We start from the raw sequence: 11932 nt of genomic DNA on the forward strand, positions 1-11932 counted from the left end.
GACCTGTGTTCGTTCGACGCCTCCTAGCCCGCGCCTTCTGGGCCCTCAGCGGGTGGCGCCTCGTCACCGAGCCGGCACCCGACCGCCCCACCGTGCTGATCGGCGCACCCCACACCTCGAACTGGGACTTCGTGTTCATGCTCGCGATCGCCTGGCGCCTCGACATGCACTTCCGCTGGCTCGGCAAGAAGAGTCTCTTCCACGGATGGCGCGGCGCCATCATGAGACGACTCGGCGGCATCCCCGTCGACCGGGATGCACCCGCCGAGGTCGTCTCAGAAGTGCTCGACCGCATCCGCTCGGGCGATGTCTTCGGCCTCGTCGTCACGCCCGATGGCACACGCTCGGGCCACACTCACTGGAAGTCCGGTTTCTACCGCATCGCCCGTGAAGCCGGGATGCCCGTCACCCTCGGATTCGTCGACCGCACGACGAAGACCTCCGGCCTCGGACCGACGATCGAGCTGACGGGTGACGTGCCGTCCGACATGGACCGCATCCGCGCGTTCTACGCCGACAAGGCGGGTGTGCGGCCGGAGCACCGCGTCGAGCCGCGGCTGCGCGAAGAGACCGGCACGTAGGCCGAGAATCCCTCGGTTACGGCAAGACCTTCTTCACGACGCTCGACTTGAGCTGCATGCGCCCGAAGCCAGGAACGGTCGCGTCGATGTCGTGGTCGCCCACGCCATCCTCAATGAGACGGATGCTGCGGACCTTCGTGCCGACCTTCACGACACCACCACCCGCACCCTTGACTTTCAGGTCTTTCGCGATGGTCACGGTGTCACCATCGGCGAGCACGTTGCCGACGGAGTCTTTGACGACGGGCGAAGCATCCACATCGGCTGTGGCCTCCGCCGCCCACTCGTGACCGCACATGGGGCACATCAGAAGCGCGCCCTGCTCATACGTGTACGCCTCGGAGCACTCCGGGCAGGGCGGCAGCGCGTCAGACATTGAAGCGGAACTCCACCACGTCGCCATCCTGCATGACGTAGTCCTTGCCCTCGAGGCGCGCCTTGCCCTTTGCGCGGGCTTCGACGACGGAGCCGGTCTCGACGAGGTCGTCGAACGAGATGACCTCGGCCTTGATGAAGCCCTTCTCGAAATCGGTGTGGATGACACCAGCGGCCTGCGGCGCCTTCCAGCCCTTGCCGATCGTCCAGGCGCGCGCTTCTTTCGGGCCCGCCGTCAGGTACGTCTGAAGCCCGAGCGTGTCGAAGCCGATGCGCGCGAGCTGGTCGAGCCCCGATTCTTCCTGACCGGTGGATGCCAAGAGCTCGGCGGCATCCTCAGGGTCGAGGTCGATCAGTTCCGACTCGATCTTCGCGTCGAGGAAGACAGCCTTCGCCGGTGCGACCAGAGCGTCGAGCTCGGCTTTGCGCGCGGGATCGGTCAGCACCGTCTCATCGACGTTGAAGACGAAGATGAACGGCTTCGCCGTGAGCAGGCCGAGTTCCTTGATGGGCTCGAGGTCGAGGCCCGACGCGGACAGCAGCACACCGCGCTCGAGCGCATCCTTCGCGGCGCGCGCAGCCTCGAGCACCGAGGGGTCGAGCTTGCGACCCTTGACCTCTTTCTCGTAGCGCGTGATGGCCCTCTCGAGGGTCTCGAGGTCGGCGAGCTGCAGTTCGGCGTTGATCGTCTCGAGATCGTTGCGGGGGTTCACGCCGCCCTCGACGTGGACGACATCGTCGTCGGTGAAGCCGCGCACGACCTGCGCGATCGCGTCGGCTTCGCGGATGTTCGCGAGGAACTTGTTGCCGAGCCCTTCGCCCTCACTCGCGCCGCGCACGATGCCGGCGATGTCGACGAACGACACGGCGGCGGGCAGGATGCGCTCGGAGCCGAAGATCTCGGCGAGCTTCTGCAGTCGCGGATCCGGCAGGTTCACGACCCCGATGTTCGGCTCGATCGTCGCGAACGGGTAGTTCGCTGCGAGAACCTGATTCTTGGTGAGGGCGTTGAAGAGAGTGGACTTGCCGACGTTGGGCAGGCCGACGATGCCGATAGTGAGAGCCACGGGCATCGAGTCTACGTCGCCGGGTGCGACGAAATCCTCCGCCCGTCGTTTCAGACGGGCGTCGGCGCGCCTCACGATCGGGTCAGAGGCGTCGGGTGAGGGTGGTTCGGTGCCCCTGGATTTCACCGCAATCGACTTCGAGACGGCGAATTCCAGCAGCGCCTCTGCCTGCGCCGTGGGACTCGTACGAGTGCGCGACGGCGAGGTCGTGGCCAAGACCGGCTGGCTCATCCGCCCGCCCGCGGGGCACGACTCGTTCTTCGACATCAACACCCGCATCCATGGGATCTGCGCCGACGACGTCGCGGATGCCCCGACATGGAGCGAGCAGCTGAGTGACCTCGCAGCCTTCGCGGGAGCCGACATCCTCGTCGCCCACAACGCCGGCTTCGACATGGCCGTGCTGCGCCGGGCATGCGAAGCGACGGGCGACGAATGCCCGCCGTACCGCTACGCGTGCAGCCTGCAGGTCGCGCGCCGTGTGTATCAGCTCGAGTCGTACCGCCTTCCGTTCGTCGCCGCCGAAGCGGGCTTCGCCGACTTCGGCCACCACAACGCGACGGCCGATGCCCTCGCGTGCGCGCACGTCATGATCGACGCCGCCCGGCGGGTGGGTGCGTCGGACATCGAGGCGCTCGCCGTGGGTGCGGGCGTCCGGGTGTCACAGATCGCCGTCGCGGCGGATCCGGCGGGAGCCGTCGCGATCGTCGCCTGACGGCTCGTTCCCGGCGGGAGCCCGAAACCGCCCCGTCAGCGCGGCGATGTCCGAGGCCCACGGCACGATGGGTGCATGGACGCATTCAGCATCACGCTCGTCGTCATCGGCTGCCTCGCGCTCGGGGCACTCGCGGGCTGGTTCGGGGGCAGCATGCGCCGCGCCGCCACGGCGATGCGCGACCAGTCAGCACTTCGCGCCCAGCTCGCCGCCGCCGATGCGGCGCGACAAGGCGTGCAGGCGCAGCTCGACCACCAGCACACGCTGTACCGCGAGCTCGCGACGCAGACACGCAGCGACCAGGCCGCCCGCGAAGAGCGCGAGCGACGCGAACAGGCGGTGCTGCGCGCACTGGCTCCCGTGCAGGAGTCCCTGCAGAGCATGCAGTCCAAGGTCGACGACCTCGAACGCGACCGGCACTCGCAGTTCGGCGCCCTGGCCGAGCAGCTGCGTCGCGCCCACGAGTCCGACGAAGTGCTGCGCGCGACGACCGAGTCGCTTGCGAGCGCCCTGCGCTCGGGGGCGACCCGTGGCGTGTGGGGCGAGACGCAGCTGCGTCGTGTCGTCGAAGCCGCGGGCCTTATGCGCTACGTCGATTTCGACCTGCAGACCACGATCGAATCGGATGCCGGCACGGGCCGCCCCGACATGGTGATCCGGCTCCCCGGCGACAAGGCGATCGCCGTCGACGCCAAGGTGCCGCTCGATGCCTACCTCGAGGCGAGCGCGATCCCCCTGACGGCGCAGGGGCCCGAAGCCGCACGACGACGCGCGCTGCTCGAGAAGCATGTCAAGGCCGTCCGCGGGCACGTCGACGCGCTCGCGAAGAAGGCGTACTGGGCGGGTCTCACCTCGAGCCCCGAGTTCGTCGTCTGCTTCGTGCCGAGCGAATCGCTGCTGGCGGCCGCGCTCGAAGAAGACCCCGCGCTGCTCGACCACGCTTTCGCCAAGCGCGTCGCACTCGCGTCTCCGGTCAACCTGTGGGCTGTCCTGAAGACGGTGGCCTACGCGTGGACTCAGCAAGACGTCACACACGAAGCCCGCGCCCTGTTCGATCTGGGCAACCAGCTCTATGAACGACTGGGGCTGCTCGCCGGCCACGCCGACGACCTGCGCCGGGCGATCGAGCGCACGGTCGACAGCTACAACAAGTTCGCAGGCTCCCTCGAGTCACGCGTGCTCGTCACGGCACGGCGGTTCCCGGGGATCGACGAGACCAAGCTCGACGCCACATCGCCTCCCGCCGTGATCGACAAGTCGACGCGACGGCTGACCGCGCCCGAACTCCTCGACGGACTCGGCACAGCCGACGGGGTCGAAACGACGCGCGACGCGGCGGCGGCCGGGGCGGACGTCGGTGAGCTGCGCGAGCGATTGACCCTGCCCGAGTGAGCCTCAGGCCCCGCCGGGCACGAAGCTCAACAGCGCGATGACGGCCGTCGAGACGAACACGAAGGCCCCGATCATCCACCAGGGACTCATCTCATGACCCTCGTCGCGACGTACGCGCAGAAGGACATCCGGCCGACGGGCGGGATCGAGAGCGTCGGCTACGACGGCGTGGGCTCCGGTCGGCGGACCGGTGGTGCCTGATTGCGGTGACATCGAGAGCCTCCTGAAATCGGGGAACAGCGACGTGTCGTCGCTGACACCACTGCCGATTGTGCCAGACGCGCCCGAGAAAAACCGTAAAGCGACACAACAGAAACCACGTTAGTCACACCAGCAACACCGGGCGTCCGGTGTCCGTCGCGAGGAACCCCAGATCAGAGGTTGATCAGAGCCACTTCGACACGAGATGCTCCGATGACACGCGCCGCAGTGTGCCCGAAGCGCCGCGCAGCACGACGCTCTCGGTGTACACGTACTTGTCGTCGCGGCTCACGCCGGCGACGAGCTGACCATCGGTGACACCGGTCGCGACGAAGATCGTGTTGTTGCCGCGCACGAGGTCATCGGCCTCATAGACGTGGTCACCGAGCTTCAGTCCCGCGTCGATGCCGCGCTGCTTCTCATCATCGTCACGCGCCCACAGGCGTCCTTGGATGTGCCCACCGAGCGCCTTGATGGCGCACGCCGTCACAATGCCTTCGGGGCTTCCGCCCACGCCGACGCACATGTCGGTGCGCGAGTTGTGCCGCGCCGCGTTGATGCCACCGGCGACGTCGCCATCGGACATCAGTCGCGTGCCGGCGCCGGCCTCGCGGATCTCTTCGATGAGCTGCTCATGACGAGGGCGGTGCAGCACCGAGACGACCATCTCGTCGATCGGCTTTCCGAGCGCCTTCGAGAGCAGTCGGATGTTCTCACCGATCGGCAGACGGATGTCGACGACTCCGACACCGGCCGGGCCGGTGACGAGCTTGTCCATGTAGAACACGGTCGAGGCGTCGAGCATCGTGCCGCTGTCCGAGACCGCGATGACCGACAGGGCGTTGTTCCGACCCGCAGCCGTCAGCGACGTGCCGTCGATCGGGTCGACGGCGACGTCGCACTTCGGCCCACGGCCGTTTCCAACCCGCTCGCCGTTGAACAGCATGGGGGCTTCGTCCTTCTCGCCCTCGCCGATCACGATCGTGCCGTCGAAGTTCACCGTTGTGAAGAAGGCGCGCATCGCATCGACGGCCGCGCCGTCGGCATCCTCCTTACGGCCTCGCCCGATGAAGGGCACGGCGCGGATAGCGGCGGCCTCCGTCGCACGGACGAGCTCGAGAGCGAGATTTCGGTCGGGATGCAGCGGACTCATGTCGGCGGTCAGACTCACCATGGCGCCAGCCTATTCCAGGCGGAACGAGAACCCTCGCCGTTTCCGGGACCGACCAGCGAAGGAATCCACGAACTTTCACGTACGACAGGTCAGGCCGAAGCAGAGCGTCACCCCCCTCCCCCCGTCGGGTCCCTTCGCTAAAGTCAGAGGTAAGCAGGAGCCGACCGACCGCAAGGAGCACTCATGCCCGTCGCCACCCCCGACCAATACGCCGAGATGCTGGACCGAGCCAAGGCCGGCGGCTTCGCCTACCCCGCCATCAACGTCTCGAGCTCGCAGACGATCAACGCCGTCCTCCAGGGGCTCACCGAAGCCGGGTCCGACGGCATCATCCAGGTCACGACCGGCGGCGCCGACTATTTCGCGGGCCACACGGTCAAGGCCCGCGCCGCCGGCGCGCTCGCCTTCGCCCGCTTCGCCACCGAGGTCGCCAAGAACTACCCGATCACGGTCGCGCTGCACACCGACCACTGCCCCAAAGAAGCACTGCCGACCTTCGTGCTGCCTCTCATCGAGGCATCCGAAGAAGAAGTGCGCGCCGGGCGCAACCCGATCTTCCAGTCGCACATGTGGGACGGCTCGGCCGTGCCTCTGGACGAGAACATCGAGATCGCTAAAGACCTGCTCCCCCGGCTGAAGAACATCAACGCGATCCTCGAGGTCGAGATCGGCGTCGTCGGCGGCGAAGAGGACGGCGTGACGCACGAGGGCTCGAACGACGCCCTCTACACGACCGTCGCCGATGTCACGAAGGCCGTCGAGGCTCTCGGGCTCGGCGAGAACGGTCGCTACATCTCGGCCCTGACCTTCGGCAACGTGCACGGCGTCTACAAGCCCGGCAACGTCAAGCTGCGGCCCGAGCTGCTCGGTGAGATCCAGGAGGGCATCGCCGAGAGGTTCGGCACGGGCCCCAAGCCGCTCGACCTCGTCTTCCACGGCGGCAGCGGCTCGACCGACGAAGAGATCGCGCTCGCCGTGGCCAACGGCGTCATCAAGATGAACATCGACACCGACACGCAGTACGCGTTCACCCGCTCGATCGCGGGCTACATGTTCTCGAACTACGAGGGCGTGCTCAAGATCGACGGCGAAGTGGGCAACAAGAAGCAGTACGACCCGCGCGCGTGGGGCAAGGTCGCCGAATCGGCGATGGCCGCCCGCGTCGTCGCGGCGACCCGCCAGCTCGGCTCGTACGGCAAGAGTCTCGGCGCGTGACGGCTCCGGGCGGTCACTGAGCCTGCCGACATGAGGATGCCGCGGCCCGCTCGGGTCGCGGCATCCTCATGTTCATGGACAAGCGATGCTCAGTGCCCGCGGAAGACCTCGAGCACCGTGGGGGCGTCTTCGGGTCGGTGCGTTACGACGATCTCGTCGCCTGCCTGCACGCGGCCGGTCGTCAGCACGCGCAGGTAGGGGCCGAGACGCCCGGCGGCGGAGAATCGCTTGACCCAGCCTCGCTCGTCATCACCGCCGACCCATCGCGCGAAGGTCTGGCACGGCGTGCGCGGCATCGTGACTTCGACCTCGACGCGCTCGCCGATACGCCAGCGCTCCCCGACACGCGCGGCGTTGACGTCGATCCCCTCGGTGCGCAGGTTCTCACCGAACCAACCGGGCGCGAGCTGCCTGCCGAGTTCGCTCTCCCAGAACCGGGCGTCTTCCTCGGCGTACGCGTAGAGGGCCTTGTCGAGCCCGCCGTGGTGCTTGCGATCGGCCTGCACGTCGGCGTACACGCCGTAGGCGCCGACCTTGACGGGACCCGTCACGGCACGCTTGTCGATTCCCGTGACACCGACCGACCCTGCATCGCGGCGCAACTGGTGCACAGCGCAGACGGCGACGAGTCGAGGCGTGGTCATCGGATCGAGGTGACGTACTCCTGGAAGGCGGGGTCGCCCGTGAGCGGCACCATGAGGCACAGGCTCACGATGAAGAACGTCACGACGCCCCCGACGATCGGGATCCACCACGACACACGACCGGCCGTGAGGCGCTTCCACGAGAAGATGAGCGTGGCGATGTACCCCGACACGAGGACGACCGCCGCGATGAGGCCCCACTGCCGCGCGGCCGCGAGGTTGGTGAAAGCGCCGTCGATGCCCAGCAGCGCGTACGAGCCTTCGAGCGCGGAAGCCAGGTCGAGGTAGCTGAACAGCGAGACCAGCACATTCGCCGCGCCCGCGGCGAGCAGCATGATCGTCGCGAGCCGGTTCACCGACGAGCCTCGGCGAACGGGAGCGGGAGCAGGCGCGGGTCCTGGCGCGGCGACGATCGGCTCGGGATCGGATGCCGAGGGCGCGATGCCCGCCGACAGCGCTTCGGTCGCGTCGGGCTGCTGGATGCGGGCGCGCTGCTCATCCGCCGACGCGTACTCGCCGTACCGCGGCCGCTGACGGCCGTCGGGACCGACGTGGGGCGCGTAGTCGCTCACGCGCGGACCCGTCCGCCGATGGCGCGGTCATCACGCGAGCCGTCGGCGTTCTGACGCAGTTCCTTGGGAAGCGAGAAGAGCAGGTCCTCTTCAGCCGTGCGCACCTCTTCGACATCGACGTAGCCCGCGTTCGCCAGGTCTTCGAGCACCTGCTGCACGAGCACCTCGGGCACCGAGGCGCCGCTGGTGACGCCGACGGTCTCGACGCCGTCGAACCATGCCTGCTCGATCTCGTCGGCGTAGTCGACGCGATACGCCGCCTTCGCGCCGTACTCGAGCGCGACTTCGACCAGACGCACACTGTTCGAGGAGTTCGCGGATCCGACGACGATGACGAGGTCGGCATCCTTCGCGACCTTCTTGATCGCCACCTGACGGTTCTGGGTCGCGTAGCAGATGTCATCCGACGGGGGATCCTGCAGGTGCGGGAACCGAAGACGCAGGCGCCGCACGGTCTCCATCGTCTCGTCGACGGACAGCGTCGTCTGCGACAGCCAGACGACCTTGGACGAGTCCTTGACCTCGATCGTGTCGGCCTCCTCCGGAGAGTTCACGACCGTGACGTGGTCGGGGGCCTCGCCGGCGGTTCCTTCGACCTCTTCGTGCCCTTCGTGACCGATCAGCAGGATTTCGTAGTCATCGCGGGCGAAGCGCACCGCCTCGCGGTGCACCTTCGTCACGAGTGGGCACGTCGCGTCGATCGCGCGCAGGCCTCGGTCGGATGCCGCATCCACGACGGCGGGAGAGACACCGTGCGCGCTGAAGACGACGTGCGCCCCCTCAGGCACCTCGTCGACCTCTTCGACGAAGATCGCACCGCGCTGTTCGAGCTCGGTCACGACGTGGATGTTGTGCACGATCTGCTTGCGCACGTAGACGGGCGCGCCGTACCGCTCGAGGGCCTTCTCAACCGCGACCACGGCGCGGTCGACACCGGCGCAGTATCCGCGCGGGGCAGCGAGCAGCACCTTCTTGTGTCCGGGGACGGGGATATCCTGAAGGCGCTCGCGCCGCCGCGGAACGCGGGGCACCGCCATCCGTACGATCGGGTTCGCAGACACAGCAGTCACATGCATGAGTCTATGGGCGGACACCTGTGCGAAGGCCGGACCACGTCGCGGCGCGCGCACACGAGAGGACTGCATGACCACTTTCCAGGCCGCCCCCGTGCCGGGCGCGGCTCCCCCGCCCGATTCGGTGCATCCGCGGGATTCCTCCCTCGAGGCCCCGACGTCGGTTTCCCGACTCAACGAGACCATCCGCGGTTTCGTGACGAAGTGGGGCTCAGTGTGGGTCGAAGGCGAGATCACCTCGTGGAACCTGCGCGGCGGCAACGTGTTCGGGCGCCTCAAAGACGTCACGTCGGATGCCGCCATCTCGTTCCGCCTGTGGTCGTCGACCCGCGAGCGCCTGCCGGCCGACCTCAAGGTCGGCGACCACGTCATCGCGTGCGTCAAAGCCGACTATTTCGGGCGCACGGGCGACTTCAGCTTCGCCGTGTCGGCGATGCGCCACGTGGGTTTGGGCGACCAGCTCGAGAAGCTCGAGCGCCTGCGGGCCCAGCTGCGCTCGGAGGGCATGTTCGATCCCGCGCACAAGAGGCCGCTGCCCTTCCTCCCCCACCTCATCGGCCTCATCACCGGCGAGAACTCCGACGCCGAGAAAGATGTGCACCGCAACGCCGAGCTGCGCTGGCCGCACGTTCGGTTCCGTACGATCCACGCCGCCGTGCAGGGCGACCGGTGCGTGCCCGAGACTCTCGCGGCGCTTCGCACCCTCGACGCCGATCCCGAGGTCGACGTCATCGTCATCGCACGCGGCGGCGGCGACCCGCAGACGCTTCTGGGCTTCAGCGATGAGCGTCTCGTGCGGGCTGTCGCCGCGGCATCCACACCCGTGGTGAGCGCGATCGGCCACGAGAACGACCACCCGATCCTCGACGACGTCGCCGACCTGCGCGCATCGACCCCCACCGACGCCGCAAAGCGGATCGTGCCCGACGTGGCCGAACAGCGCGCCTACGTCGCGCACCTGCTCTCCCGTCTGACGTCGCTGCTGACGACCCGCGTCGGCCACGACATCGCCCAGCTCGAACAGCTGCGCTCCCGGCCGGTGCTGCGCGCACCCGAGTCTCTCCTGACGACGCGCGCCCACGAGCTGCACCTGCTGGGCGCGCGGGGGCGCGATGTCGTCGACCGTGCCCTCGAGCGGCAGGGGCGACGCACGGCCGAACTGCGCGCGACGCTGCGCGCGCTGTCACCCGCGGCGACGCTTGCCCGCGGCTATGCGATCGCCCACCTCGGCGACGGCGCCATCGTCCGCGATGCCGAGCAGGCACCGGCGGGGGCGCACGTCGCCGTCACGGTCGCACGAGGCTCCTTCGGGGCCCGCTCGGAGGGCCCACTCGACGAAGGCGACGCGACCGGGCGTCCGGCGGCTGCGAACTAGGATGGAGCCCATGACCGACTCGACCGCCGCGGCAGTCTCGGACCTCTCGTTCGAGCAGGCACGCGACGAACTCGTCCGTGTCGTCGCCGAACTCGAACAGGGCGCTCCGACCCTCGAGCACTCGCTCGCGCTGTGGGAACGAGGCGAAGCCCTCGCCGCCCGCTGCGAAGAGTGGCTGCTCGGCGCGAAGCGCCGCCTCGAAGCCGCGCGCGGCACCACCCAGCCGGACGCGGAGGCGTGATGGCGTCGCGCCAGCCGCGGATCGTGGCGGAACTCGGCCGCCCCGAGACCCCCGCCGAGACCGCGACCCGCAAGGCCGAAGCCTCGCGCACCTACCGGTCGAGCCAGACCACCCGCAACCTCATCGCGGCACTGCTCGTCACGATCGCGATCGTCGCCGTCATCGTCCTGGGCGTGCCCCGCGGCACGCCGCCACCGCAGGAGCCGATCGATGTCGCGGCAACGGCCGAGAGCATCGGCGTCGCTGAGGGGCACACCGCGATCGCCCCCGCCGTGTCCACCGACGACTGGGTCGTCAACCGGGCTTCGGTCGATGGTGACGGCTCCGTCCGCGCCTGGACGATCGTCTACGCCCCCGCCGATGAGAAGATCCCCGGATACCTCATCGTCGCGCAGGCCTTCGACGCTGACGCCGGCTGGATCACACGCGAGCTGTCGGGGTCCGCGCCGAGCGGCACGCAGAAGATCGGCGGCGTGACGTGGGACCGCTACGACCTCGAGGCGAGCCGCACCGGCAACATCACCGTCGCCCTCGGCACGACCGCCGGCGACGACTCGATCCTGATCTACGGCACCGCCGCTGACGCCCTCCTCGAAGACATGGCGACCGCGGTGGCCGACGAAGTGCTGACGCTGCGAGAGGACGCTGAATGAACGGGATGCCGACACCGCAGGAGGCGTGGGACGAGATGCGGCGCGGCAACGAGCGATTCGTCGCCGGCGCGCCGCGGCACCCCCATCAGGATGCCCAGCGTCGCCACGAACTCGCGAGGGGGCAGCGCCCGCACGCGGCGCTCTTCGGCTGCTCGGACTCCCGACTCGCGGCCGAGATCATCTTCGACAAGGGCCTGGGCGACCTGTTCGTCATCCGTAACGCCGGTCAGGTCATCTCGGACTCGGTCGTGGGCAGCATCGAGTACGCCGTCGCGGTGCTCGACGTGCCCCTCATCGTCGTGCTCGGCCATGACGAGTGCGGCGCCGTCGCGGCCGCGATCGAGAGCACGCAGCTCGACGCTCCCCCGCTCGCGCCCCACATCTGGCGCCAGATCGCGCCCATCGTGCCCGCTGCACGCCGCGTCATCCGCGAGCAGACCGTCGACGGCGTCCGTCCCGGGACCGTTGACGCCGAGCTCGTCGGCCGTGAGCACCTGCGCGACACCGTTGCGTGGCTGCTGCATTCGTCCGAGCTCGTCAGCCAGGCGATCGCCGAGCAGCGGGTGGGCATCGTGGCTGCGAACTACCGCCTGGCCGAAGGGCTCGCCGCCCCGGCCATCAGCCTCGGCGTCACGACAGACGCCTGACCCCCGA

15 protein-coding genes are annotated in these 11932 nt (G+C 68.6%); 8 read left to right on the top strand and 7 right to left on the bottom strand.

Annotated features, from left to right (window positions below):
* Positions 1 to 5 precede the first annotated feature (5 nt).
* Complete coding sequence (locus tag AC25Y0_RS09880) at positions 6 to 581, top strand: 1-acyl-sn-glycerol-3-phosphate acyltransferase (RefSeq protein WP_488134575.1); 576 nt, start codon at positions 6 to 8, stop codon at positions 579 to 581.
* 16 nt (positions 582 to 597) lie between these two features.
* Here the strand turns inward: AC25Y0_RS09880 and AC25Y0_RS09885 are convergent, their stop codons facing one another.
* Positions 598 to 957 (bottom strand): zinc ribbon domain-containing protein YjdM, encoded by a 360-nt coding sequence (locus AC25Y0_RS09885; protein ID WP_488123924.1) that lies wholly within the window; start codon positions 955 to 957, stop codon positions 598 to 600.
* Positions 950 to 2023: a redox-regulated ATPase YchF gene (gene ychF, locus AC25Y0_RS09890; RefSeq protein WP_488123923.1), complete on the bottom strand. Its 1074-nt coding sequence runs from the start codon at positions 2021 to 2023 to the stop codon at positions 950 to 952. The genes AC25Y0_RS09885 and ychF overlap by 8 nt, the downstream gene beginning before the upstream one ends.
* A 109-nt stretch (positions 2024 to 2132) precedes the next feature.
* Here ychF and AC25Y0_RS09895 point away from each other — a divergent pair, with 109 nt between their 5' ends.
* Complete coding sequence (locus tag AC25Y0_RS09895; RefSeq protein WP_488134576.1) at positions 2133 to 2738, top strand: exonuclease domain-containing protein; 606 nt, start codon at positions 2133 to 2135, stop codon at positions 2736 to 2738.
* A 75-nt stretch (positions 2739 to 2813) separates the two neighbouring features.
* Positions 2814 to 4130: a DNA recombination protein RmuC gene (locus tag AC25Y0_RS09900; protein ID WP_488123921.1), complete on the top strand. Its 1317-nt coding sequence runs from the start codon at positions 2814 to 2816 to the stop codon at positions 4128 to 4130.
* Positions 4131 to 4133: 3 nt separating this feature from the next.
* Here AC25Y0_RS09900 and AC25Y0_RS09905 read toward each other — a convergent pair whose 3' ends face one another.
* Both AC25Y0_RS09905 and glpX read right to left on the bottom strand, forming a co-directional pair.
* Positions 4134 to 4343: a UDP-N-acetylmuramyl pentapeptide phosphotransferase gene (locus tag AC25Y0_RS09905; protein WP_488123920.1), complete on the bottom strand. Its 210-nt coding sequence runs from the start codon at positions 4341 to 4343 to the stop codon at positions 4134 to 4136.
* 172 nt (positions 4344 to 4515) lie between these two features.
* Positions 4516 to 5505 carry a class II fructose-bisphosphatase gene (glpX, locus tag AC25Y0_RS09910; RefSeq protein WP_488123919.1) on the bottom strand — a complete coding sequence of 330 codons (990 nt, stop codon included), beginning with the start codon at positions 5503 to 5505 and terminating at the stop codon, positions 4516 to 4518.
* Positions 5506 to 5688: 183 nt separating this feature from the next.
* On the opposite strand from glpX, the gene fbaA reads away from it, so the two are divergent.
* A complete protein-coding gene (fbaA, locus tag AC25Y0_RS09915) occupies positions 5689 to 6720 on the top strand; it encodes a class II fructose-bisphosphate aldolase (protein WP_488123918.1) in 1032 nt (343 codons plus the stop codon).
* An 89-nt stretch (positions 6721 to 6809) separates the two neighbouring features.
* Here fbaA and AC25Y0_RS09920 read toward each other — a convergent pair whose 3' ends face one another.
* The 3 genes from AC25Y0_RS09920 to AC25Y0_RS09930 are packed head-to-tail and all read right to left on the bottom strand — an operon-like array spanning position 6810 to position 8973.
* Positions 6810 to 7364 (bottom strand): MOSC domain-containing protein, encoded by a 555-nt coding sequence (locus AC25Y0_RS09920; RefSeq protein ID WP_488123917.1) that lies wholly within the window; start codon positions 7362 to 7364, stop codon positions 6810 to 6812.
* Positions 7361 to 7936 (bottom strand): DUF6264 family protein, encoded by a 576-nt coding sequence (locus tag AC25Y0_RS09925; protein WP_488123916.1) that lies wholly within the window; start codon positions 7934 to 7936, stop codon positions 7361 to 7363. The genes AC25Y0_RS09920 and AC25Y0_RS09925 overlap by 4 nt, the downstream gene beginning before the upstream one ends.
* A complete protein-coding gene (locus AC25Y0_RS09930) occupies positions 7933 to 8973 on the bottom strand; it encodes a 4-hydroxy-3-methylbut-2-enyl diphosphate reductase (protein ID WP_488124045.1) in 1041 nt (346 codons plus the stop codon). The genes AC25Y0_RS09925 and AC25Y0_RS09930 overlap by 4 nt, the downstream gene beginning before the upstream one ends.
* A 106-nt stretch (positions 8974 to 9079) precedes the next feature.
* Here AC25Y0_RS09930 and xseA point away from each other — a divergent pair, with 106 nt between their 5' ends.
* Genes xseA through AC25Y0_RS09950 form a run of 4 tightly spaced genes read left to right on the top strand, consistent with a single transcriptional unit; the run spans position 9080 to position 11925 of the window.
* Positions 9080 to 10384, top strand: a complete 1305-nt coding sequence (xseA, locus tag AC25Y0_RS09935; protein ID WP_488123915.1) for an exodeoxyribonuclease VII large subunit — start codon at positions 9080 to 9082, stop codon at positions 10382 to 10384.
* A gap of 1 nt (position 10385) precedes the next feature.
* Positions 10386 to 10625 (top strand): exodeoxyribonuclease VII small subunit, encoded by a 240-nt coding sequence (locus tag AC25Y0_RS09940; RefSeq protein WP_488123914.1) that lies wholly within the window; start codon positions 10386 to 10388, stop codon positions 10623 to 10625.
* Positions 10625 to 11278 carry a DUF4245 family protein gene (locus tag AC25Y0_RS09945; protein WP_488123913.1) on the top strand — a complete coding sequence of 218 codons (654 nt, stop codon included), beginning with the start codon at positions 10625 to 10627 and terminating at the stop codon, positions 11276 to 11278. The genes AC25Y0_RS09940 and AC25Y0_RS09945 overlap by 1 nt, the downstream gene beginning before the upstream one ends.
* A complete protein-coding gene (locus AC25Y0_RS09950; protein WP_488123912.1) occupies positions 11275 to 11925 on the top strand; it encodes a carbonic anhydrase in 651 nt (216 codons plus the stop codon). The genes AC25Y0_RS09945 and AC25Y0_RS09950 overlap by 4 nt, the downstream gene beginning before the upstream one ends.
* Positions 11926 to 11932: the final 7 nt, after the last annotated feature.

It is taken from the genome of Microbacterium sp. Y547 (assembly GCF_057669785.1).